Consider the following 23,701-nt stretch of genomic DNA (forward strand, 5'->3'; position numbering starts at 1 on the left):
ATGAACTGGTTTATTCATGGCCGACTGGGCCACTTTTACATGGCTGAAGCTGGGGAGGGTGGCGACCCATCCACACCGGCAACCCCAGCAACTGCGCCTGCACCAGGATCAGTGCTTTCCACCGGCAACACCGGCACCGACTTCATTCCCGAGAAGTACCGGACCAACAAAGAGGATGGCAGCCTTGATCTGGAAGCATCGTCGCGCAAGGTTGCCGAGGCCTACAAACACCTTGAAACCCGCATGGGCTCGGGTGATGCACCGCCAAAGACTCACGAGGAGTACGCCCCCAAGATCGAAGTGGAGGGCTTCAACTGGGATGAGTTCAAGGCTGACGAGAGCACCCAATCATTTTTGAAGGGCGCACATGCCAAAGGCCTGAACAATGACCAGGTCGAGTATGTGATTGGCGAGTACTTGAAAGCGGCCCCGGGCCTCATTGGTGGTGCGGCTGTATTGACCCAGCAGGATTGCACCGCTGCCCTCAAAGCCGTCTGGGGTGATGACCAATCGATCCGCACCAATGTCTCTGCGTCCTACCGTGCGGCCGAAGCGTTCGCCAGCCAGGGCGATGCACCGGGCAACTTCAATGCCCTGATGGCCAAGTATGGTAACGATCCGGATTTCATCGCCTTCACTGCCAACATTGGCAAAGAACTCAAGGAAGACCGTGCCATCAATGGTGGTGCCCAAGTCAGTGAGGCAGATTTTGCAGTCAAGACGGCTGAGTTGCGCCAGCAGCTGCAGGATCTACCGGCCCACGACCCGAAGCGCAAAGGCATCCAGGCTCAGCTCGACGGCATGTACGACCAGAAATACAACCAGCCTAAAACCCGCTTCTGACTCCCTCCGCAAATAGTCGGGAAACCGACACCCTCCATGCACAAACATCGTAGGCATCCCAGTAATGGGCTGGCCTGCGATGGCACGCAGATACCCAGAAAGCCCCGAGGCGCAGCAAAGCCGATGCACGCCAGGAATACCGGCCCGCGATGCGGATACCCGGCAGGCAATCCCTTATCTGCATTGGAGCGCATCTTATGTCCCAACAAATCACCGAAGCCTTTGTCCAGCAGTTTGCGGACAACTTCCGCCATCTGGCGCAGCAAATGACCTCGCGCTTTGAAACGCGGGTTTCCATCGAGCCGAACATTGTCGGCATGTCCAAGTCTGTTAACCGCCTGGGTCAACGTACTGCGCAGCGTCGCACCCAGCGACACGCAGACACCCCGATCAATGATCAGCCACACAGCACGCGCTTTGTGGATCTGTTCGACTGGGACGACGGCGACATGATCGACGACCAGGACAAGATTCGTATGTTGGTTGACCCAACATCGGACTACGTCAAGGCAATGGTTGCAGCGCTCAATCGTGCGAAAGACGACGTGATCATCGCCTCAATGGGCGGCAACTCGCGCTCGACCACCGGCAACGTCATCTTGCCAGTTGCCCAGAAAATCGTTGTGGGCGGCACTGGCTTGACCAAGGCCAAGATCATTCAGGCCCGCAAATTGTTCCGTCGTAACGAAGCGGACAACCACAACGGTGAAGAGCTGTTCATCACCTACACGGCTGCTGCGGCTGCCGACATTCTCGCGGACGCCACCTTGACCAGCGCTGACTACATGGCCGGCAAGTTCCTGCAGGAAGGCGATGTGGAAGGCAAGTGGATGGGTTTCACCTGGATTCCATCTGAACGCACCCCTTACGACGGCGCTACTCGACGCCTGTACGCCTGGGCCAAGTCTGGCGTAACGCTGGGCAAGGGCGCCGATATCACCACCAAGGTCGGCGAGGATCCAGGCAAGGGCTTCAACGTCCGGATCTATGCCAAGCAGTCCATCGGTGCTGTACGGACTGAGGAAGAGAAGGTGGTTGAAATCGCTGTAACCGAGGCCGCGTAAGCGGCTTTGGCTTTTCCTCTCAGTCCAGATTTAGGAGCCACACCATGGCAACCGTAAACGCATTCGTAGCCGCAGCCCGTGCGGCGCTCCCACAGCAGTTGGTTAAGCCCAATCTGCAAGGCGCTGACATTCAGATTTTGGTCAGCACCTACACCGTTCCTGCTGGTGGCGTTGCCATCGGCGACAAAATCTCCTGGGGCTTTATCCCGTTCGGTGCTCGCCTGATGCCTGGCACCAAGTTGTACTTCGGGGCTGGCGCTGCGTCCTCAACCATCAACCTGGGCGATCCGGTTTCGCAGGCTCGCTACCTCGCTGCCACGTCTGTTGCTGCTGCTGGTAACGCTGTGGCTGAGGCTCAGTTTGCCAACGGTGGGTTGTTTGAAGTGGCCGTGGCCCAGCAAGGCCTGGCCACTGACCAAAGTGAGCTGCTCTCCACTGTTGCAGGTGCAGCGTTGCAGGCAGGCCAAGTAATCACGTTGGTTGCGCAGTACGCCGGACAGAACTGATTCGCGGCGGCCATGGATGGCAATAACTTACCGGGGCCGCGTGCCCCGGTCTTTTTATCTGGAGGTTTTGAGGATGAGCATGGCCACCGGTGTATCAATCTGCTCCAACGCGCTGCTGATGCTGGGCGCGCAGACCATCAACGACTTTGCAGACCAGTTGAACCTGGATAGGGCCAAGCTTTGCGCCAACCTGTATCCAACAGTGCGCGACGACATGCTGCGCTCTCACCCATGGAACTGCGCTATCAAACGGGCCGTTCTGGCCCCTGATGCGGTAGCCCCTGCGTTTGGATACACGCATTCCTTTGAGTTGCCTGCTGACTTCATGCGCGTGCTCGAGGTGGGTACCAACGGTTCCCAGATTGATTACTTGGTTGAGGGTCGCACGATCCAGGCTGACACCACCGTGCTCGAGCTGCGTTACGTGTTCCGCAACGAGGTTGAAAACACATGGGATGCGCACCTGGTTAAGCTGGTGACGCTGGGCATGGCTGCGGCATTGGCATATCCGGTGACCCAGTCCTCCGCCTTGCAGCAGTCATTCGAGCAAAAGCTTGAAATGACACTCAAGCGTGCGCGCGCCGTTGACGGTCAAGAGGATCCGCCACAAACCCTTGGTGACGAGCGACTGCTGCGGGCTCGTTTCGGAGGTGGCTGGTAATGCCTCGTCTGACACTGATCCAAACCAATTTCACTGCCGGTGAAGTCTCCCCGCGCATGCTGGGCCGGGTCGATCTTGCCCGGTACCAGAACGGCGCCGAAATCATTGAGAACGCTTGGCCGGTCATTCATGGCGGCTGTGTTCGTCGTGACGGCACGTTGATGTGCGCCCCCGCCAAGTTTCCTGACAAGAAGTGCCGACTGATCCCTTACGTCTTCAACGCCTCGCAGGCGTACATGGTTGAGTTTGGTGATTTTTACGTGAGGATCTTCTTTGCCGATGGCAGCTACAGCGGTATCGAGCTAGTCAGCCCTTATAGCCACGACATGCTTGAGCGCATGGATTACGTGCAGGGTGCTGACACCATGTTCATTTTCAACAATGCCGTGCCTGTGCAGAGGCTACGCCGCATCACCAATGCTGAATGGACCCTTGCCCCTGCACCGTTCGTAACCAAACCCTTTGACGAGAAGGGTATAGACTTTCTGACCCAGATCACACTCAGCGACCCAGCTGTTGGCATCGGTCGCACAGCAACAGCCGCAGAGGCTGCCTTTCTGGCTGCTGATGTTGGCCGTGAAATCTGGGCTGGTGGCGGCATCGCTCGTATTACGGCAATCACCAGCCCGACAGTGGCCACTGTTGAGGTGCTCAACGCATTCAGTGCAACCACGCGCCCCACCTGGTCTTTGAAAGGATCACCGCAAACCACCAATACCTTGAGCGCTTTCACCCCTGTGGGTGGGGTCGTCACCATGACGCTGGGTCTTGCCGGCTGGCGCGCCAACGACATTGGTAAGTTCGTGAAGATCAATGGTGGCCTGCTCGAGGTCAGTGCTTACACCAGTCCCACAGTGGTGTCGGGCATCATCCGATCAGCTCCCACGTCCGTTGTTGCGTCACCTGCCAATGCCTGGTCGCTTGAGGCTTCGGTCTGGAACGATGTGGACGGTTACCCGGGTGCAGGCACCCTGTACGAGCAACGCCTTGCCTTGGGTGGCTCGCCGAATTTCCCCCAAACCATATGGGAGTCGCGCACTGGGGAGTACCTGAACTTCGAGTTGGGTACCAAAGACGATGACGCTATTTCCTACAACTTGTCGTCTGACCAGATCAACCCGATTTTGCACATAGGCCAGATTAACGCCCTGATTCCATTGACCTATGGCGGTGAATTCACGGTCAGTGGCGGGGTAGAGAAGGCAATCACCCCGACCAACATCCGTGCAAAAAACCCATCCGTGTATGGCTGCAACCGTGTACGCCCTGTGCGCATTGGCAACGAGCTGTATTTCATTCAGCGTTCCAACCGCAGGCTACGGGCCATGGCCTATAAGTACGATTCCGACACCTTTGGTTCGCCTGACATGTCCGTGCTGTCTGAGCACGCCACCAAGTCCGGCATCATCGACATGGCGTATCAGCAGGAGCCTGAGTCAATTCTCTACATGGTGCGTGCCGATGGCGTGATGGCCACCATGACCGTGGATCGTGACCAGGACGTTGTTGGTTGGGCCCGCCAGATCACTGACGGGGCTTTTGAGTCTGCGGCATCGATCCCTACTGCCGATGGTGATCAGGTATGGGTGGTGGTGCGCCGCAACGTGAATGGCCAGAACGTGCGCTACATCGAGCGCTTCACCGCCAATGTTCGCGTCGACTCAGGCGTGAATGCTGTGAGCGCTGAGGGTCAGGCCGTATGGGGTGGGCTCTCACACCTGGAAGGCAAGATGGTGGATATCGTTGCTGACGGCGTTGTCATGCAACAGCAGCTGGTCACCGGTGGCCAAGTCACCATTCCCCGTAACGCACTCACCACTTCGATCGGTCTCAACTTCAAGACTCGGATCAAAACGCTAACCCCTGAGGTTTCCGGCAATACCGGCAGCGTGCAGGGCAACAGCATGCGCATCGGCGAGGTGTCGCTGCGATTCCTCGAAACCATCGGTTGCAAAATCAATGGCCAAACCGTGGCGTTCCGCAACCTCGGGGCTCAGGTGCTCGACAAGCCACCAGCTTTGTTCACAGGGGTTCACCGCATGGAGAACCTCGGGTGGGATCGTGGCCAAGCCACTTTGGAAATCTCCCAGGACCAACCGCTGCCATTCCATCTGCTGTGCATCATCAAAAAAGCAACATTCAACGACTGAGGGGACACCATGATCAGGCCTGCCAAACACTCCGATGTTCCCCGCCTTATTGAGCTGGGCACGTTGCTGCATGCCACCAGCAGCTATTCAACGATGGCTTTCAACGCGGCCAAATCGGGCAACTTCCTGCATGAGCTGATCAATGGGCCGAACGGCGTGGTGTTTGTGGCTGAGGTCGAAGGCGTTGTGGTCGGCGGCATGGCGGGGGCGGTCGTTGATCAGTGGTTCAACGATGACCTGGTGGCTTATGACTACTCCCTGTTCATTGACCCCACCACGCGTCATGGCGTCACGGCTATTCGCTTGATCCGTGCTTTCGAAGCCTGGGCCCTGATCAAGGGCGCCAAGCATATGCAGATGGGTATAGGCACCGGCGTAAACGTCGAGGGCACATCCCGGCTGTATCAATCATTGGGGCTTGAGTTGTTCGCGCCCCTATTTCAAAAGGAGCTTATCTAATGGCCGCTGGCGCTGCGTTTATGGCTGCATATGGTGGGTACATTGCTGCTGCTGCGGCTGTTGCGGGCACCGCGTACTCAGTTTACTCGGGCAATCAGACGGCCAAGCAGGCAGGTCTCAACGCTGACGCGCAGTCAGAACAGGCTCAGAAAGACGCTGATGCCGCTGCAAGCGCTTCGGTAGTGCAAGCTGACCGTATACGTCGCTTGGCCCGTAACCAGTCCAGTGAGGCCAATGCTGCACTGGCTGCCTCGGGTGTTGAGACTGGCGCCGGTACCGCAATCAACATCAACGAGGAAATTATCGGCAACGCCGAGGAAGACGCTGCGCTGACCATCTTCAACGGGCAAAACCAAAAGGCCCGCGGTTACGTTGATTCCAGCAATTACAAGCTGGCAGGCAGCCAGGCTCAGTCGGCGGCAAACTCTCAGGCCGTGGGCAGCGTGCTGAACACTGGTTCATCGCTCGCCATGATGGGCTGGAAGGCATCAGTTAACGGCACAGCACCGAGAGTTGGGGGGAACGCCTAATGGCACAGATCCCTCTTGGTAATTTTGGCCAGGTCAATGTGCAGCAGGATGTTGTACAGAACCGCGTCATAACCCCTGATCCCGGCCTGCAGAACCGGGGAGCACAGAAAGTGGCCAGCACACTGGTCAATGTCGGCCTCAATATCATGGATGAGCGGATCAAAGAGGATCAGGCCCTTGCTCGAGTAAAAGCCAGCAACGCAGTGATCGACCGTGAGTCGCAAATCAAGACCATTGCTACCGATCTTGATGAGCAGATGCGTACCGGCCAGTTGAGTTATGAAAAATCAGAGGAGGCCTACAGCACCGCCGTGGCGCAGCTGGAGCCACTGCAAACTCCCGGTCTTAATGAAGCTGAGCAGGGCGCAATTGGCAACTCACTGAAACGCATCCAGCTGGGCGGACTGGAGAGCGTGCGCACGGCCTCTGCTAAGGGGCGCATCCTCTCGGCCCAGAGTGATCTGACATCGCGCATGGACATGTTGGGCAAAGATGCTGCCATGCCCGGGGCAAATGTCGAACAGATCAACGCGCGGATGGATGCCGAAGATATTGATACAGCAGGGCGCTTGGCGTTCGGCGAGGGGTGGACCAGTAAGAAACAGGAATTTAAGGATGGTAACTGGTCTACGCATGCCACCCAGCGCGTTATTGAGTCGCGCGAGAGCTTGGCCAGCCTGCAAAAGGTCGAGCATGACCTCACGGCTGAGGACGGTTTCTATTCCAAAAAGCTTGATCCGGAGAAGCGTAACCAGTTGCTGAACACTGTCAGTGGCCGGATTTTCCAGGTGAAGGAACATCAGCAGCGCCAGGCAGAAATGCGTGAGATGAAAGCCGAGCGGGTACTCACCCAGATGGACCAGCAGGCAGCTACCGGGGTGCCACCACCACCAGCGCTCCAGCAGCGTTGGAAGTCTGTGTTATCTGGCACCTCCGTCGCAGGCGAATTCAATACACGTATGCAGGAGATGAGCGAGGTGCAAACCCTGCTGCGGGCACCACTGGCCGAGCAGCAGCAGTACATCGACCGCAAGCGTCAGCAGATGCAGGTCAATGGTGCCAGCGTTGCCCAGCAGGCCAATGTCACCCGATTGCAAACTGCTGTCGATTACAACACCAAGATGCTGCGTGAGAACCCGCTGACCTTCAACGCAATGCGAACCGGTGTCGATGTGGAGCCGCTCGACGTTTCTGGAGTTATGACCCAAGAAGGCCAGCAGAAGCTGGGCGAACAGATCGCTGATCGTTTCGACGTGGTCAACTCTGTGCGCAAGGCATACGGTCCGGAGGTTGCTCGCAACCCATGGAAGCCCGAAGAGCAGACCATGCTGAAATCGCTGCTTGAACAGGCGGATGACGGCACTAAATTGCAGGTGCTGGGTGTTATTGCCAGCTCATCCCCTTCGGGCGCGGAGTACGCCGCAGCCATCAAACCGCTTATTGCTGACCAGCCCATCACTATGCTCGCGGGCATGGCTCAGTTCCGTGGGCTCAAGGGGGCTGATGGTACTGACGTTCCCCGGACCCTGCTGTCTGGCGCCAAGGTACTTACTGACAAATCAACGCCAATGCCCAAGGACGCTGTGTTTCGGGAGTCATTCGACAAAGCCGTCGGCAATGCATTGGTACCTGGTACACCGCAGCGGGAGCAGGCGTATCTGGCATTCAAGTCGTTGTATGCCGGTATGTCCGGGCCCAAGGGAATCAAACACGATGGGCCTGCTCCGGAGCTGGATCGTGACTTAGCTGATCAGGCTGCTGAAATGTCTACAGGCGGCATCATGGAAAGGGGCGGCGACAAGGTGATCAAACCATACGAAATGGAGGAGGGGACTTTCAACGCGCTTGTAGATATGCAGCTTGAAGGCCTATCCATGCACAGCAAACTCCCTATCAGCCAACTGGAGGACATGCCTCTATCTCCGGTACCGGGCAAGGAAGGCTCGTATTACTTGATGAATGCGGGCCGGGTGCAGGTTGATCCGGTGACTAATCAACCCATGGTGGTGAAAGTCAAATGAGCTGGCTCGATGGATTGGTCGAAGACAATGAGGCGCTGAGCCAGGACCAGCGCCTTGATCGTACAAATGAAAAACTCAAACCGGGGTTCTTCACTGGCGCCCTTGATGTTGTAGGTCCAAACCTTCTGCGCGGCGGCATCGAGGCCGGTACCGCAGTTGAATCTGGACTCAGCTCGGTCTGGCAAGGCGGGCTGGATGCTACCGCTAGCCTGTTGCTGCCCGAGCCGAAGTTCGGCGGGACACCCAACGTCACCAGTGCCGAAGAGGCCAGCCAAGAAACACTGGGCGAAGGTGTTGGTGAGATGGCCAAGGCTTATCGGCCTGCCCCTACAGAGGTCGGTGTTGCCGGCCAGATCATCGGTGAAGCTGCTGCGATCCTCCCGCGTACATTGGCAGGTGCTGTTCTTGCTGGGCCAGCTGGCGCCGCTGCCGCTGCGGGTGGCCCAGCAGGCTACTCGCGCAAGCGCACGGCTATGGAAGAGGGTATTGACGAGTCAACGGCTACTTGGCTGGGTATCACGGAGGGTGTCGTTACCGGGGTGGGAGCGGCTATTCCTGCTGCTGGTTTTGCGAAAACCCTGATCGGTGATGCCGGACTGGCCATTGGCGCCAACGTTGGGCTGGGCCTGGCTCACCGTTCGACCTCTGCTCAGATATTGGAGTCGAGTGGGTATCACGCTCAGGCTGCGCAATACCGTGCGCTCGATGCTACAGCCATTGCCACGGATGCCATTTTAGGCGCCGCGTTCTTTGGTATCGGTCGAGCAACCATGCGCCGACCAACCACGGACCAGGTCGATGCAGCTTTGGCTGATCGCAACGCCCAGCATGCCGACATTGATTCGGCGCCCGGGTTGCCGGTTGATTCTCGATCAGCCGTTGCCCACCAGGATGCTTTGCGCGCGGCCATCAATTCGATCAACCGCGGTGAACCTGTTGTATTGCCGGACAACATCCAGTCGGCCAGCTTCTTGCGGGCCGGTGATGAGTCTCCAGTGATTGCGCCAAGTCGTGATCAAGCGTTGGCCAGCGCCAGGGAGGAACTGTTGCCGGTAGTGCGTGCCGAAGCTGAGCAAGCTGCAGCCGGTAGCCTGCCAAACGTTCGTGATATTCGCGCAGAGCTGGCCACCGTCAGTAAAACCCTTGATGACCTGGACAGCACCTTCCGCGCCAAAGCCAAAGAATTTCAGGGGCAGGGCCTAGGCCGAAAAAAGGCCGAGCAGTCTGCGCGCAAGGCCATTGCCGAGGAAAGATCGCAGTTGGTTGGTCGTCAATCCGAATTGAATGACAGTCTGACCGGCAACCGCTCCGCCGAGCAGGCCCGGGCAGAGCTGAATGCCCTTGATCGTGGTGAGCTGCCTGCGCGCCTTGATGAGCGCTTTAATGCACGAGCAGATGAAATCATCCAAGGCTTTCAGCGCAAGCCATTGGCGGATGGTGTTGCTGCAGCCAAACGAGCCATGACCCCGCGCCAGATTGATGAGAGAGCCGCTCGAGAGGAGCTGGATGTGCTGGTGCGTGAATACGAGGCTACCTTGCCGCGTGAGCCGGTAGAGGCTCCGGCGCCGAAACCCGACTTACCAGCAGGTGGTAAACCAGCAGCCCCGAAAGTTACCACTCCTGATAAATCGGGCCCTGAGGTGGTAAGCGGAGGTGGTAAGCCGGATGGTGAAGGGAGACCAGCTTCCCGGGCTGAGTCCGCCGAGTTGCAGTTGTTGCGCGGAGCTGTGGCCCGAAACCCAGAGGCACTAGTGCGAACGGGCTATGACGCTGATGGCAACCCGACCAGTGCTCGCGCAGATCAAGTGCTTGCTGAGATTGAGGCTGAACACGCTGTCGGTGTTCGCGAAGCGTCTTCATACACAGCTGCCATTGGTTGCTTGCTGCGCCTGTAACGCCATCTCAAATAGTCGGGAAACCGTCTACCTCTCCCTCATAGGCTTGCTTTCATTCCCACTGGAGGCAAGCCCATGGCGATGCGCGCTGATTGCATCAAAGAAGTTGAACAGGCCATTGGCCGTCCGCTCAAAAAGGCCGAGGCCCAAGCGATCGAGGACAAGATCAGCTTTCACATCCGTGACTTGGCCCGCACCGATCCCGCCAAATTCAACTCCATGACCGAACAGCAGCGTCAGTTGGCCGCTGCTCAGGCCGCCATGGTCGACCACTTGGCCAGCGTCGATAAGGCAGCGCAGCGCAAAGGGCAGAACCTGCTGGCGCAAACCCGCGAGCTGGCCAACCAAGAGACCCGAGCTGCGGTCATTGGGGGCAAGCAGCCTTTTACCTCTGCTTTGTTTGAGCGCCTGCGCCAGGTGGACAGCCGTATCAAGGGTGAGCGCAACCGGGCGTTTGGCTCGATCATGGAAACCATCGATGCTGCCGCCCCCAAGTTTTTGGGCATGATCACCAACAAGGCCGCTGAGCGTGACTTTGTGCACGAGGTGTTCGGGCGCGACACGGGCAACCAGCTAGCCGCGACGGGTGCCAAGGTATGGCGTGAGCAAATGGACGCTGTCCGGGAACGGCAGAACGCCGCCGGCGCGAACATTGGGCGGCTCGACTACGGCTGGCTGCCGCAGCCCCACAGCCTGGTGAAAGTTCGCAGGGCAACTCCAGATGCTTGGGCTGCTTTTGTGTTGAACCGGCTGGATCGCAAGCGCTATTTGAATGAGGACGGCACGCAGATGAATGATGCGGCCGTTACTGACTTCTTGCTGGCTGCCCACGAAACCTTGAAGACAGACGGCCTCAACAAAATGACGCCGGGCGCTGCAGGTGGCGCAAGCCGCGCGGCCAAACACGACGATGCCCACCGGCAAATTCACTTTAAAGACGGTGACTCATACCTCGAGTACATGCGGGACTTCGGGCCAACGTCAGTATTTGAAGCGATGCAGGGCTCCGTGCATGCCCAAATCAAGGACACGGTCATGATCGAGCAGCTCGGGCCTAACTCTGCTCAGACTTATCGCCTGCTGCATGACACGGCCAAGATGAAAGATGGTAAGGGTGACGGCTTCTTTTCCGGTACCGAGTTTGGCGCAACACCGGACATGGTGTGGAACGTGCTAAATGGCAGCTTGGGCGTCCCGGTTAATGCTCGCTTTGCTGAGTTCAACCAGGGTATCCGTAACTTCATGGTGGCGGCCAAGCTACAGGCTACTTTGATCACATCTATGGTCGGCGACATGCAGTCGCTGGCTATTACCAGCGCGTACCACGGGCTACCCATTGGTAAGACGCTGGTGAGCGCCCTCAAAAGTGTTTCTCCAGAGTACCGCGCCGAAGCTGCGCGCATGGCCATAGGCATGGATAGCATCACTTCGGACATGGTCACCTTCCACACTGACAACCTGTCCGCTGGTTGGACCTCGAAGCTTGCCAACGCAACTATGAAAGTCACCCTGCTGGAGGGGTGGACCACTGCGATGCGTCGCGGATTCTCGGTTGAGATCATGTCGCGCATGGCCAGCGACACCCGCAGCCCTTGGGGTTCCGACCCGAAACTACAGGCACGGCTCGAGCGCTACGGCATCAACCAGGAAGATTGGGCTGTCTGGCAGGCAGCATCGCCTGAGAACTGGCGTGGTCAGAACATGCTCACTCCTGAATCTATTGCGAGACTGCAAGGATTCAGTGCAAAGCAGAAGAATGATGCCGTCGGCAAGTTGTTGGGATACATCCAGAACGAGGCTGAATTCACATCAATCCTGCCGGGCCTGATGACGCGAGCAACCCTGCGCCAGGGGACTCAGTCAGGCAGCATCGGCGGCGAGTCCCTGCGCCACCTGACCCTGTTCAAGTCCTTTGGTGTGGCAATGTTTGAACGCCACTGGAAGCGCGCCGCACAGATCGAAACGACCGCAGGCAAGCTCGCCTATTCCGCGTCGGTGTTCACTGGCCTGCTGATGGCTGGCGCAATGACCAACCAGTTGATGGACATCATGAACGGGCGTGACCCGCGCAACATCAATGATCCCAAGTTCTGGGTGCAGGCTGCTTTGCGTGGCGGTGGTGTCGGGATCTTCGGCGACATTCTAAATACCGGCCTCGGTGGCGATAACCGTGGTGGTCAGTCAAACCTAACGGGCTTGCTTGGCCCTGTATACGGCACAGCCGCTGATGTTGGCCTGACGGCCGGCAGCGTCTTCAAGATGGGTACAGAGCCTGCCGACGTGGGAGCGAACCTTCTCCGTATCGGCTACCAGAACACCCCATTTATTCGCAGCTGGTACACCAAAGCGGCGTTTGAGCATGCCGTTTTCCATGACATGCAAGAGCTGCTGTCCCCGGGGTACCTGCGCCGGATGACGCGCCGTGCACAAAAAGACTTCGGGCAATCGTTCTGGTGGGAGCCGGGCGAAGCAACTCCCGATCGCGCACCAAACCTTGGTGCCGCTGTGGGAGCGAGTCGATGAGACTGGATCAAATAGCTCGTCTGCAGGAGTTGTCGGTTGGCTTAGCTGACGTGGTGATCAATGAGGCGGACCCTTCTACGTGGCCAGGTGCTGGCAAGCCTGCTGCTGAGCTGACTCAGGAAGAGCGTGGAAATCGGTACTGGTCGAAGAAAAATGCGGCGGCATCGATGACCCTGCTGGTGAAGGTCATGAACATCACCAGCACTCTGTCCAAGGATAAAGACCCATCCCTTCATGATCAGGAAAAGGAGCTTGACGAAGAGGTAGCCCAGGCTGAACGCCAGGCTATGGCGCTGCTGGAGCGAGCAAGCAAGGGCGCCAATGTCCACTAAGGTGTCGCTGCTGGTCTTCTTCCTGATGTGGGCGAAGCGCATGCGTTGGGCGGTACCGGACATTCACGTCCGGGCCTGCTACTGGCTGGAGCACCGCGGCAACCTTGCGGTGCTTCGCTGTTTCCGTGGGTTTGGTAAGTCCACATTGCTGGCTGTGTACAACGCCTGGCGGTACTACTGCGACCCAACCTATCGAATCCTGCACCAGTCGGAGTCTGACCCGACGGCTTACAAGACCAGCCGGGACACTCAGAACGTCATTCGCAATCATCCGTTGACTCGCCACCTGCTGCCCCATAACCAGGGCACAGTTGAACAGTGGTGGGTTCTGGGTGCGGTGGATAGCCGAAACGGCAGCATGTTCGCCAAAGGCATCCTGTCCAACGTCACCTCTGCCCGGGCGGATGAATGTCAGAACGATGATGTTGAGGTACCGCGCAACATCGGCACGCCCGAAGCGCGAGAAAAGATGCGGTACCGGCTGGGTGAACAGATCCACATCATGGTGCCAGGGGCACGCCAGCTGTTCATCGGCACCCCGCATACCCATGACAGCCTCTATGACGAGGTAGAGGGCTTGGGGGCTGACTGCCTAACAATTCGCATGTTTGGCCAGGAGTACCGCATTGATGACGCCAAGCTCAACGCTTACGACGTGCCGTTTGTTCCGGACGTGGTGTTTTCCGGTATTGGCAAACATGCCCGGTTGTTGGTGCTGGGCGTTGATTATCAACTGACGAAAACCGGCATTGCCTTCTTTACACCGCCCGGTACGTTGGTCGATTGCTACGCCGGTAGCGCATGGCCTGAGCGTTTCAACGCCGCAGAACTGGCCGACCGCCGCAAGAAAACCCGCACCATCAATGAATGGGATTCGCAGTACCAGCTCCACTCGAAACCCATTACGGAGGTTCGTTTGGATCCGGCACGCATTATCCCTTACGACGTACAGCCCACCATGCGGCACGCGAACAACGCCGTGGCCATGTTCTTGGGTTCGACCCAGATCGTCGGTGCAGTGGCGTATTGGGACTGCTCGCTGGGCAAGATCAAGTCAGACGCCTCAGCCTTCACGTTGCTACTGACCGATGCGCGCGGCCAGCTCTACTGGCACGTTGCCGAGGGCTTGACCGGTGAAATCGCCGAGTTTGATAGTCGCGACCGAATTGTTGGTGGTCAGGTGCACCAGGTGCGAGAACTGGTCATCAAGTACCAGATCTCCCGCGTCATCGTTGAAACCAACGGGCCGGGTGGATTCGTTCCAACGATTCTGAAACAGGCGCTCAAGGGCACCGGGTGCGGGGTAGGGGAAGAATACTCGAGCACCAACAAACAGAAACGCATCCTTGATGCCTTTGAATCGCCGTTGTCGGCCCGCTTCTTGTGGGCACACGTCGACGTACTGCGCGGCCCGCTGTGGGACCAGATGCGCGATTTCAACCCGGCATTGACCAATCAGGCCGACGACTACCTCGACTCAGGCGCTGGCGCCATCAGCCAAACCCCCGTACGCATTGGCCGAATAGTCGGGAAACCGACAGAGGCCCGGCGTGACGATTGGCGTCCAGATGCGGGCGTCCATGAAGTTCAAGTGGACTACTAACCCGCCACCACCAAGGGGCAGACCATGGCAGTTCCAGAAGGACCCACCGACAAGCGTTACACCGGCAACGGTGTGACAAAGATATTCACCATCCCCTTCTTGCTACTGTCCGCGACCGATATAGACGTTTTTATTGACGGGGTAGAGATAAGTTCAGGGTTTACCGTCACCAATGTTGGCTATCCCACCAGCACCCTTACATTCGCGGTAGCACCAGATGATCAAACCGATATCTATCTGCAGCTAGACGTTCCGTTTGAGCGCCTGAATGACTATCAGGAAAATGGTGACTTTCTTTCCTCAACGGTTAACCGGGACTTCGACAGAATTTGGCAGGCGCTCAAGCAGCTTCTGCGCTGGGCGAGCCGCTCGTTGCGTCTCGGTTATTTCGACGTCGACGGGAGAGGCTGGTACCAGGCAAAGGGAAATGGGATTCGCGATCTGCATGACCCGGTTAACTCTCAGGATGCAGTAACAAAAAAATATGCTGATGAGCTGACGCTCGATACGACTCAATACACCGATACGCAAATGCTTCGTACGGTAAGAGTTTCAAACGGGGAGATACTCACTCAGTTGCCGCTAGCCTCATCCCGCGCCAACAAGGTTATGGGGTTTGATGCTGCTGGTCAGCCGATTAGTGTTTTGCCTGCGAGTGGGTCAGGCACTGAGTTGGCGATCGACCTCGCCAACCCTGTGGACCCTAGCAAGGGTGGTGGGATGGTAGGTTTATCCTATGGTGGCACCGTTGCGAATGCTCTTCAGCATGTTGTGCCTTTGGCTCCTACGAGTGCTGCCGTGTTTGCTGCTTTTGAGTATGCAGGCTTGCATGGCCTGTCCGTCGAGATTCCTGATGGTGTTTATACAGGACCCGATATTTTTTATAGTAAGCCTGTCTCTGTTGTGCTGCGTAAGAATGCCTTCCTAAACTTCGGCCTTGAACTTTCTGGCCGGGACGCAATGAAGTCCGCATCGGTTACTCTTGCTGGTGACTTCGACGCTTACCCTGCTGGCACAACGACGTTTAATGATAATTTCTCAGCATATACTGCTGGTGATATCGTCATGATAGAGCTGTCGAATGGCGGGAGCCAAGCATATAACGAAGCAGGTTTCGATTTTGCCGTAGTGCAATCCGCCTCATCAGCCCAGCTCGTACTTACTACCGGTACTCGACTGGCCTACCGGGCGCCCACTATCAGCAAGCTAAGTAATGCCGCTAGATTTACAGGAGCGCTAGCGAAGGGTTCAATAGATATACCTGGAGACTACGCTGCCCAGTTTTCGGTTGGCGAGATGATCCGCATCGAAAACATCGACGGCGTTTCTGGGGTTGAGGGAAGTTCGTTTTACTTTGAATTCGTAAAGGTGACCGCAGTTGATGCCTTCAAGGTCGCGCTTGAAGCGCGCACGCAAGCATCCTACTTAAACCCCTGGCTTATAAAGGTAGATGCACTGACTGACGTAAGCATTTCAGGAGGCCGGATACGCAGACTGACAGCTGCCAATAACCTGGAGCTTAGCCTTGATCGGGTCAGGAGTGATCGACAGATAGTAATGAAAGGCTATGGCCACCGCATAGTCGCGCAGGAGAGTCGTGGTCTTGGCGATCCGTCCACCTCAAATCTCACATGGGTCTGGAATGCGGACGTCTCCACAGCAAAAGGCGGAGGGAGCGTCGGGGTTACGGATAACGCTGCTCTTAAATTCATGAGCTGTCCAGGGCTTACCCTTGATGGAGCAAGAGGCTACAACACCAAGGCTACAGCTCAAGGTAACTACAGCGTTTATATCGACTTTTTTTATACTCCGTACAAGATATGGAATTCGAGCGTTATCGCTAAAAATATACGTGGCGTTACTCCTAATGGTGGAAGCCCTCGGTCTGTCTGGATGACGGGCCTGGAAAACTCGACAGTCGACATTCTCGGTGGTCAAGCATTTATCCAGTCTTCTGTAGATACAAATGTGGTAGTTCAGGCGGCAGGGCATCATCTTGAGATAGCGGACTTAGTTGGATGTGCTGTCATCACTGATTGCAAGACGGTATCTTGGCAAGGATGTATTGATAGCACGATTAACGGTAAAACAAGAGACTCACAGGGCACCACCACAGGTAATCGGGTGGTCTGGGCAAGGGCATCAGCTGGTAAACACCCCGTTACTGGAGAGGTCTACCTGACAGGGTCTAATAATGAATTCAATGTGAGCTGCCTAAGTTCTAATCCTGCTGATACAGCGCTGTACGTGCAGAACCAGGACTCACCACTTTTTGGCGTGGGCTGTCGCGATAAGTTCGGGCTGTTGGCGTCTATTACATTTGGTTCGGGAGTGACTAGCCCTCGCATGGCACCTAATTTTCTGCGTAATGAGATTCCTGTTAGCAGCTCTTGGGTGTCAGCAAGGATTAAGGGGTACATTAACTTTGATGGTAACTATCAGGATGGGGGGTTTATCATGGATGGTAACTACGTATTTGTCACCTCTGGCAAGTTGAGGATTCATACGGCTCGGCCTACTTCTTCCGGAGTGGGAGTGGTCGTAGGTTCGCAATCCTGATCGATGGCCTGCGAGGATATGACTCGCAGGCCATCGAACTACTTTATTGTTTTTTAAGTGTTGGTGTTCTTGAGGGGCTATGATTGCTTAGATTGGAAGGGTTATTAGTTGCGTATTTTGTTTGTTTTTTATAAAAGTAGCCTGCGCAAAATATGATAAATGACATTACTTTGTAAGACATATATATGTCGATCATGAGCATGTTTACGGCGAAAGCGATAGTCATTAATCGCATTGTTGCATTCAAGTTTTTTATCAAAAGAAAAAACGCTACGAATGTCGCAGAACCAATGATTCCCCACTCTGTGAGAATGCGCAACCAGCCGCCGTCCAAGGCATTGCCAAATGCTCCGGAGCCAACCCCGAACAGAATGAATAAGGGGGATGATAGGAACAGCTTAATTGCGTAAATCCATTTTATTCCCCTCATGCTCCAGCTTGTATCTAAGTCGCCACCCTTAAGGACTCCGAGCTCATCCCAGGTTGGTATTTCGTCTTTTAGCTGAACATTACTGTAGCTAGAAGTTAAGGACTCGATATTGTCCCAGCTTGCTAGGCTTTCAGAACGACTGGAAACTCCTGAGCCATCAAATACCGCGATTGCGACAATTAATGCTGGAATCAAAAAAAAGGACTTTTTCAGGATCGAAGTGATGCTGGAAGCTGATATGAAGTAGGCTAAGGTTATGGCGGCTTGTGCTACCAAGGACATGCGAGATCCGTTAAGTAAGATTACCGCCGTGGCAATTATAAGGATCGCATATTTTTTCAGGCTGGATTTCTCGTTTACCAAGAAGTAGCAGCAAATGAAGTTTAAAAGAACCCCTAGCTCCCATGGGCCACTTGTGATGCCGACTACTCGCTCGGAAACATCAGGGGTATATCCTCGTACTGTGAATCCACCTATTACGTGAGCGTACTGTAAAAGTGCTATGGTTACATTGACCGCAAACACAACAGTCATCATTGATTTTAATGAATAGCCAACACTGAAGAAAATTCTGCCCAGATAGAAAAATATAAAATACTCTGCGAATCTTATTGGGAATAGAATCGTTCCTCTGTTATATCCTAGTGAATTTATTAGAGTTCCAGCGGTTATGACGAGTAGGAAGATAAAGAATTTTTTCTCGAATAGGCTGAGTGGTGGTGCCTTCCTGTTAATCATTTTGGTGCTGAATATGAGCGATGCCATTAGTAGTATTAGCGCATCGTCTATTCGTAGGCCGGCATTAAATCCCTCCACGCCTATTATGTTGATCTTTGGCAGTATAAATAGTGCCAAGACTACAGCGTAAATAAAGTAAGGCATCGCTAATCCGTGCTAAGTAGTAGGTGTTTACCACCCAATTGTCCCCTAGTCACTGCAGTAGGCGCAAGATAAAAGCAGGCTCTGCCTTAGCTGTGGCACGATATCCAATAAATTCTGACAAGTTTTAACGGAGCAAAACTATGTCAGTAGCTGCTGTAGGTCCTTTCGAACGCCAGTCAAGTTCCTGGCGTTTTGCTCCTGTCTTGAGCGCAGCTATGAATGGGTACCAGGTTGTAGTCACCAAGCGCCTTACGACTTTTATCGCTCTGGTCGGCCATAAGTCGTCAGTTGACTCGCATGGCGGAAACATCAGCTAGGGCCCTGGCTGGCTTTGCCAGCTGATGGCCGAGCAGTCACTCCGAGGCGTTACCAAAAATACAAGTCAAGACGATTAATGCGAAAAGTAGTGGCGTGGCTGTGGATGATAGAAATGTTTCTTGTGGGATGGGATTGTGTTCGGTCGGCAGGACGCCGGGGGAGGTCCTGAAAGCACCTCAGGGGATTTTGCGGGGAATCGTCAAACCAAGCTGTGCATCGTTGGGCATCGATTGCAGTGGGTGCCCACGTAAACACTTGTTGTATAAGGGGTTCTTTGGTCTTAGCCCGCATGGGGTGCTAGGGGTCGAGTGTTCGAATCACTCCGTCCCGACCATATTTTTCAATGACTTAGCCGCTTTTTAGCGGCTTTGTTGTTTCTGCCATAGTGACTTTCCGAGTGACCCTGGCCTTTTTCTTCACGCCTCCCTCCTTTTCAGAATCGTCAGCGCTGGTGCGCGTGAGTCGGTTGCTGATACCTTGTTTGCCGCCGCAATTAGCTGATCCAGTTCTGCCGCCGAGTAGTGGCTGGTAATGCTTCCGTTCTTGTGGCCGAGCAGCGCTTTCCGATCCTCCTCTGTCACGCCAGCAGCACGCAGCCTTCTCCCAAAGGTGTGCTTCAAGTCGTGTATGCGGATCCTGGCAAAGCCGTCATGTGCCGGCCGCAAGAACTTCTCCTGCCACTTTTTCGCCGCCCGAATCCTCGCCTTCTTCCAGGCCGAGTCGTTCATGCGGTGAACCGTCGTTTCATTCCCCTCACCATCTGGCTTGCCAAACGGGAACACGTAGAGCGGATGCTTTCCGCGCTGCTTCTCGATCACTGACTTGGCAACGTCATTCATCACGACCAGGCGCTCGTCCCGGTTCTTCACACCAGCCCTTGCGCTCCTTCCTCCAAATCCAGCCGGTATCAGGAACACACTCGTTCCCAGCTCAGGTACGGCAATCTCCCAATTCCACTGAAGTTTGCAAACCTCCTGCTCCCGGCACCCCGTGTTGACCTTGAACATCGCCATGGTCTGAAGGTGTGCTGGAAGCTCGGCGAACAGGATCGACTGCTCTTCCCACGAAAGCGGGTAGGGCTTCCGGCTGTTCGTCTTCTCATCCAGCAACGAGATCATCGGAACCACATCGAGCAATGGTCGGCGCTCTTCATCTCGCCACTTTCGTGCGCAGAGGTTCAAAACCCGGATAACCCGCTGTAGCGCTATGTTCACAGTCCTGTTCGTGACCGGCTTTCCTGTTGCTGGGTTCAGCTTTGATCGAACGTATGGGGCAAGCGCGTCATCATCTATGTGAGTCAGCGGCATGTGGCCAATGAACGGGTCGAGCTGTTCCATATAAGTAGCTGAAATATGGATGGATGCCTGGTCCCTCACTTCCAGCAGGAAGCGGGTTGCTGCCTCACGCCAGGTCCTTACCCGTCGAACGCCATACACCTTCTGCTGGCGCAACTGCTCCAGCTTATGGATCAGGTACTGCTCTGCTTCGGCGCGGTCACAAGTGCCAGTACTCTCTTGAATTCGCTCTCCTCTGTATTTTTTGTCGATCTTCCAGATGCCGTTCGGCATTTGCTGGAGGCCTGTGATTGCTTTTTGGGCCATGGCGTTGCTCCTGTGGCCCGCGCATGGCGCTCGCTGCGGGGCGGATTGTTGTCCTGATTGGCCTGCTTTTCAATTGCCATGCGCTCGATGTAGGCGTCTGCCCACTGGTCCAGCTCGTGGCGGTCGAAGGCAACGCCCTGTTTTCCTATGGGGAATTCGCGGACATAGGGGCGGACGGTTTCGTCGAAAACTGCTCGGCACATGCCGAGGTAAGTAGGTGCGTGTTTCGCCCGGATGAAGCGCGGCGCGGTCTCTAGGACAGGCGCCAGCTTTGTGTTGGCCATAGGAATGCCTCGCCACGCCGTCTCCGGGTGGATTGATTGGATAGGGTGTCCTTGCCGCTATAGCGGCTGACTTCAATTAATGGATTCGGCCAGAACGGCCAGGGTATCGGGGGTGCGGAGGGGTTACGGTTTCGGCGGATCCATGTCCGGCTTGAGGTGCGACCAGTCGTTGGCCTTGGCTATCTGGGCCTCCAGAATATCGAGCCGCTCACGCTGCATGGCAATGACCCGGTTTGCTTCACGCCATCCACCTTCGGCCGCCCGCCTCCATTTACGTTCCTCAGCAATCTCAGCCAGCAGCGGGGCGAGGTGGCTGCGCAGCACAGTCGATACGCGCTCACGCAGCTGCTCAGTTTTGTAATACTGGTTGGCAAGGTCGCGCAGGCTGTTCACCAGTTCACGGAATACGTGATCTTTAGACAGATCCCCGCCAACCGCTGGCGCCTGCTCGGCAGGCGCATCTGCGAGCGCGTACAGGTCTCCGAGCGCGCTTGGGCCGCAGTAGCCAGCAACCAAATCACGAAGCTGCTCATGGGTAATCTGAACCATCGCGCCGGGGGTTTTGGGTTGGTCGGTCATGAAATCACCACTACTGGGCCGTTGCATCGTTCTTGAAGGGCTTCGCTATCGCTGCCGACAACAAAGTCGATGGAGTCCATATCCTCGGGTCCGTAGTCGTGTGCCTGCCAGACGACCGTCGCATTAGGGTCTTGCTTTTTGAGTAGCTTGATCAGCTCTGAAACCTTCATGACTACGCCACCTGTTCGTCTGTGGCTGGTGCAACTGCATCAAATGCCAGAAGTCTCGCCTCCTCCTCGGGACTTAGGCGCGTAACTATTGCCGTGATTGCGATAGCTTCAGCCCAGTCGATTGGCCCGCCGCGCATCGTTGCGAGCTTCTGACACAGCGCCGACGCCAATGCATGGGGCGAGTCTTCCAGCGATTGCTCTAGATCGGAGATTTGAGTGCGCTGACGCTCCATGACTTGATCGGCCTGCCGCATATCTCCCTGGCTGCATTCAAGCTTGGCCCGCAACCCATCCCGCTCATTCGACACGTCGGCCAGTTGTTGGCGCAGGGCTGATTCATACGACAGCACGCATAGCCCGTCGGGCAGGCCATAACCGCGCTGGATGTGGCTGATCTTGCGGACGATGCTCTCTGTAGCGAAGCCGTCAGCCGTCTAGGTCATGAACAGTTCCACTCTGTCGCCAACCCGGAAATCACGGTCGCTGCAATTCCGAACCTCGCTCGTCTTTGCGCCGGATACCAGATCGTCATATGGAGCACGATTGATCTTGAGGTTGTGGGTAATTGGCGCTCGGACCATTTCCGGCAGTCGGGGTGGATTCTTGATGCGCTCGGCGAACGTCTTGCGGCCTGCCTCTTTGGATTCACTCATCTACATCTCCTTCGCGCGCTGCGCATAAATAGCCTGGCGCAATCTGCTGCACCGTCGGTGGTTTCCGGTAGCCCGCAGATGACCGCATTGGTCGCAGGCTGGGGGGGGGTTGTTAGGCGGGGTGTGGTGGGGCGGCGGAGGGCGGGCATGCTTTTCTCAAGGGAGTTGTTTTAGCGCGACATATCCTTGGCCCGCTTCTTCGACCAAGCCAGCACATCCAGCACAACGCTCTTGCTGAACATGCTGCGCTGGCGGTAGTAGTCGACTGAGTCGCGGGCCACGCTGAAACAAATGCCCTCGGCAAACTTCAGCTTTCGCAATTCGTCGTGCACGTTCTTTTCGATAAACTCATGAGGGGTCATAGGGCCACCCATTCGTTCTTGCCGTCGTAGTAGCCGTGCCACTCGCCAAGCTTGAACACCAGCGTTCCGGGCGCGCAGAGCCAGGCCCTATTGATTGGCCCGCCAGTCAGTGCAAAGTGCGACTTGAGTGCGCTCAGTACACGGCGACGAATGCGCCGACGGGATAGGTCAGCCCGCTTGATGCGTAGGGGGGGGTAGACATTGCGTTATCTCCGAAGCAGGCGCACTTCTCCGATACCGGATGAGGTGGCGCAGATGAGTTAAGTGGGGTATTACGGGTGACCGGCGAGTGCCAGTTATTCGTCGTGACAGATGCGCAGGGTCTTGCGCTTGAATTCAGCGTCAAGCAGTCGAGCGTATCGATCTGGCATCACATACTTTTCGCGGGGCGGCGCCGTCAGGAATGGCATACATTGCACTGGACCGCACTCATGTAAGGCCTGAATCGCCAGCCGCATCGCCGCGCATTCATCCTTCGCGCCCGACCACTCGACCAGCAGCGCTAGTGCGTTTCGTGTCCCTTGCCTGATGCGGAAGCGGATCATCTCGCCGCCCGTGATCGGCGCCACGTTTTCGTGATAATCCAAAACCGGGCGCGAGCAGAGGAATCGAATCACACCGTCACGGCCAAGGGCTTGAATGTGGTGGATCATCAACGTCAGAGCCTCGCCTTGCTCCTCGATTCCAGCCCACTCCATCAGATCAGCCAGTGCCTGTCGCGTGCCTGGCCTGACCCGCAGGCGCAATTCCTCTTCCTGAGCCTTGGACCGCCTGAGCGATGTCCGCTCGTCCCGTTGCTTCTGACTCAGTGCCATCACGCAGCCCTCAGCGCTTCATCCTCATGATCGAGGTTTTCGAGCGATGCCCAGATGATCTCGCGGGGCGCTTTCGACATAGCGCACATCGCGACGATCTTGCTGATTGCCGGGCTCTTGGCTCGACTGCCGACATCTGCCAGCACTTCCTTGAGTATCGTGGCGGAGGGCTGAAGTTCGGCGGCCAACGCCATGACCAGCAGCACATGCAGGCCATCTACCGGGCGTTTCTCGGCGCGCCACCACAAGTGCGGCTTGCCGATTGCTGCGCGCTCTCGGGCGGCCTTGCCCTTCAGTTCAAGTTCGGCAAGGTCTGCGCGCACTGCCTGGATGGTCATGCCGGTCGACTCGGCCAGCATCTGAGCCGTCATGCCGGCCGATTGAGTGAGGTAACGCCAGATTGGGGTCATACTGAATACCGCTCGGTGGAATTTTTAGTTGTTCGGCTCTGCGCCGGGTTC

General features: G+C 56.3%; 22 protein-coding genes. 13 read left to right on the forward strand and 9 right to left on the reverse strand.

The window, feature by feature from the left end:
* The 13 genes from GHN92_RS04975 to GHN92_RS05035 all read left to right on the forward strand — a co-directional run bounded on the left by GHN92_RS04975 (nt 1) and on the right by GHN92_RS05035 (nt 17,146).
* Nucleotides 1–843 carry a hypothetical protein gene (locus tag GHN92_RS04975; protein ID WP_153379507.1) on the forward strand — a complete coding sequence of 281 codons (843 nt, stop codon included), beginning with the start codon at nt 1–3 and terminating at the stop codon, nt 841–843.
* Nucleotides 844–1,040: 197 nt separating this feature from the next.
* Nucleotides 1,041–1,907 carry a phage capsid protein gene (locus GHN92_RS04980; protein WP_153379509.1) on the forward strand — a complete coding sequence of 289 codons (867 nt, stop codon included), beginning with the start codon at nt 1,041–1,043 and terminating at the stop codon, nt 1,905–1,907.
* A 44-nt stretch (nt 1,908–1,951) separates the two neighbouring features.
* Nucleotides 1,952–2,413, forward strand: coding sequence for a hypothetical protein (locus GHN92_RS04985; protein WP_153379511.1), 462 nt, complete (start codon nt 1,952–1,954; stop codon nt 2,411–2,413).
* A 73-nt stretch (nt 2,414–2,486) separates the two neighbouring features.
* Nucleotides 2,487–3,074, forward strand: a complete 588-nt coding sequence (locus tag GHN92_RS04990; protein WP_256666414.1) for a hypothetical protein — start codon at nt 2,487–2,489, stop codon at nt 3,072–3,074.
* A complete protein-coding gene (locus GHN92_RS04995) occupies nt 3,074–5,224 on the forward strand; it encodes a hypothetical protein (protein ID WP_153379513.1) in 2,151 nt (716 codons plus the stop codon). Before GHN92_RS04990 ends, GHN92_RS04995 begins: the two co-directional genes overlap by 1 nt.
* A gap of 9 nt (nt 5,225–5,233) precedes the next feature.
* Nucleotides 5,234–5,683, forward strand: coding sequence for a GNAT family N-acetyltransferase (locus tag GHN92_RS05000; protein ID WP_153379515.1), 450 nt, complete (start codon nt 5,234–5,236; stop codon nt 5,681–5,683).
* Entirely contained in the window at nt 5,683–6,213 is a 531-nt protein-coding gene (locus GHN92_RS05005; RefSeq protein WP_256666415.1) for a hypothetical protein, read from the forward strand. The genes GHN92_RS05000 and GHN92_RS05005 overlap by 1 nt, the downstream gene beginning before the upstream one ends.
* Entirely contained in the window at nt 6,213–8,234 is a 2,022-nt protein-coding gene (locus GHN92_RS05010) for a hypothetical protein (RefSeq protein WP_153379517.1), read from the forward strand. Before GHN92_RS05005 ends, GHN92_RS05010 begins: the two co-directional genes overlap by 1 nt.
* Complete coding sequence (locus tag GHN92_RS05015) at nt 8,231–10,129, forward strand: hypothetical protein (RefSeq protein WP_153379518.1); 1,899 nt, start codon at nt 8,231–8,233, stop codon at nt 10,127–10,129. The genes GHN92_RS05010 and GHN92_RS05015 overlap by 4 nt, the downstream gene beginning before the upstream one ends.
* A 75-nt stretch (nt 10,130–10,204) precedes the next feature.
* Entirely contained in the window at nt 10,205–12,652 is a 2,448-nt protein-coding gene (locus GHN92_RS05020) for a hypothetical protein (protein ID WP_153379520.1), read from the forward strand.
* On the forward strand, nt 12,649–12,984 hold the full coding sequence (locus tag GHN92_RS05025; protein WP_153379522.1) for a hypothetical protein: 336 nt from the start codon (nt 12,649–12,651) through the stop codon (nt 12,982–12,984). The genes GHN92_RS05020 and GHN92_RS05025 overlap by 4 nt, the downstream gene beginning before the upstream one ends.
* 25 nt (nt 12,985–13,009) lie before the next feature.
* On the forward strand, nt 13,010–14,587 hold the full coding sequence (gene terL / locus GHN92_RS05030) for a phage terminase large subunit (RefSeq protein WP_256666425.1): 1,578 nt from the start codon (nt 13,010–13,012) through the stop codon (nt 14,585–14,587).
* Between the two features lie 24 nt (nt 14,588–14,611).
* Entirely contained in the window at nt 14,612–17,146 is a 2,535-nt protein-coding gene (locus tag GHN92_RS05035) for a hypothetical protein (RefSeq protein ID WP_153379526.1), read from the forward strand.
* Between the two features lie 43 nt (nt 17,147–17,189).
* On the opposite strand, the gene GHN92_RS05040 is transcribed toward GHN92_RS05035, so the two are convergent.
* The 9 genes from GHN92_RS05040 to GHN92_RS05080 all read right to left on the reverse strand — a co-directional run bounded on the left by GHN92_RS05040 (nt 17,190) and on the right by GHN92_RS05080 (nt 23,650).
* Entirely contained in the window at nt 17,190–18,458 is a 1,269-nt protein-coding gene (locus tag GHN92_RS05040; RefSeq protein WP_153379528.1) for a hypothetical protein, read from the reverse strand.
* A gap of 734 nt (nt 18,459–19,192) precedes the next feature.
* The gene (locus GHN92_RS05045; protein WP_153379530.1) at nt 19,193–20,377 is read right to left on the reverse strand and encodes a tyrosine-type recombinase/integrase; all 1,185 of its coding nucleotides are present in this window, start codon (nt 20,375–20,377) and stop codon (nt 19,193–19,195) included.
* A 407-nt stretch (nt 20,378–20,784) separates the two neighbouring features.
* Nucleotides 20,785–21,240 (reverse strand): hypothetical protein, encoded by a 456-nt coding sequence (locus GHN92_RS05050; protein WP_153379532.1) that lies wholly within the window; start codon nt 21,238–21,240, stop codon nt 20,785–20,787.
* Nucleotides 21,237–21,410 carry a hypothetical protein gene (locus GHN92_RS05055; RefSeq protein WP_153379534.1) on the reverse strand — a complete coding sequence of 58 codons (174 nt, stop codon included), beginning with the start codon at nt 21,408–21,410 and terminating at the stop codon, nt 21,237–21,239. Before GHN92_RS05055 ends, GHN92_RS05050 begins: the two co-directional genes overlap by 4 nt.
* A 2-nt stretch (nt 21,411–21,412) precedes the next feature.
* Nucleotides 21,413–21,760 carry a hypothetical protein gene (locus GHN92_RS05060; RefSeq protein ID WP_153379535.1) on the reverse strand — a complete coding sequence of 116 codons (348 nt, stop codon included), beginning with the start codon at nt 21,758–21,760 and terminating at the stop codon, nt 21,413–21,415.
* 84 nt (nt 21,761–21,844) lie between these two features.
* Nucleotides 21,845–22,063 carry a DUF3850 domain-containing protein gene (locus GHN92_RS05065; protein ID WP_153379537.1) on the reverse strand — a complete coding sequence of 73 codons (219 nt, stop codon included), beginning with the start codon at nt 22,061–22,063 and terminating at the stop codon, nt 21,845–21,847.
* A gap of 170 nt (nt 22,064–22,233) precedes the next feature.
* Nucleotides 22,234–22,425: a hypothetical protein gene (locus tag GHN92_RS05070; RefSeq protein ID WP_153379539.1), complete on the reverse strand. Its 192-nt coding sequence runs from the start codon at nt 22,423–22,425 to the stop codon at nt 22,234–22,236.
* 296 nt (nt 22,426–22,721) lie between these two features.
* On the reverse strand, nt 22,722–23,240 hold the full coding sequence (locus tag GHN92_RS24130) for a hypothetical protein (RefSeq protein WP_241485550.1): 519 nt from the start codon (nt 23,238–23,240) through the stop codon (nt 22,722–22,724).
* Nucleotides 23,240–23,650, reverse strand: coding sequence for a hypothetical protein (locus GHN92_RS05080; RefSeq protein WP_139056675.1), 411 nt, complete (start codon nt 23,648–23,650; stop codon nt 23,240–23,242). Before GHN92_RS05080 ends, GHN92_RS24130 begins: the two co-directional genes overlap by 1 nt.
* Nucleotides 23,651–23,701: the final 51 nt, after the last annotated feature.

Source organism: Pseudomonas sp. FSL R10-2964, from assembly GCF_009600035.1.
GTDB classification, from domain to species: domain Bacteria; phylum Pseudomonadota; class Gammaproteobacteria; order Pseudomonadales; family Pseudomonadaceae; genus Aquipseudomonas; species Aquipseudomonas bubulae.